A 521-nucleotide genomic window follows, 5' to 3' on the forward strand; every position below is an offset into this window, starting at 1 on the left:
ATTTCGATTTTTTAAACCGTTCGATCTCATTTTTGAGCACATTCATTTGTCCGTGAAAGCTCTGCATTTGCTTGCTTGAAACATTGACGATGTTTTGCGGACTGGTGTGCTGCACATGCCTTAAAAACAGCGAGTAATACAAAATCGGGCGGGACTGTTTTGAAATGAGGCTGTGAAAAGGAAATGACATCGATGTATCATGAAGGATTTTCCCTTCTTCAAGCAGGCTCGTAATCCATTCTGCCTCTTCCTTTTGCAGCTGGTCTTCCATTTCATGAATACGGCTGATTTCATCTAGTATAAGCAAGGTATTTTTCGGGAAATAATCTAGTAAACTAGCAGGCTTCTCATAGAAATAAGAAAGGTATTTGACCATTTCCTGGCCGATATGCCCTTCCTTGAGCCGCTCTTTGTCTTCCGCGATATTTTGGTCGAGAATTTCCTTTTGTTTATCGAGCTTCAGCTTTTTAAGGCTGTTGGCAAGGCCTTGATCGATTTGTTCAAGCGCCCTTTGCCTGTCT

Annotated in this window: 1 pseudogene; it reads right to left on the reverse strand. The window is 41.8% G+C overall.

The features are described 5' to 3' along the window. Positions 1-521 (reverse strand): annotated as a pseudogene (locus tag ACWHAR_RS31905) (transcription-repair coupling factor); the annotation flags it as partial.

Source organism: Bacillus sp. LR--39 (assembly GCF_053613335.1).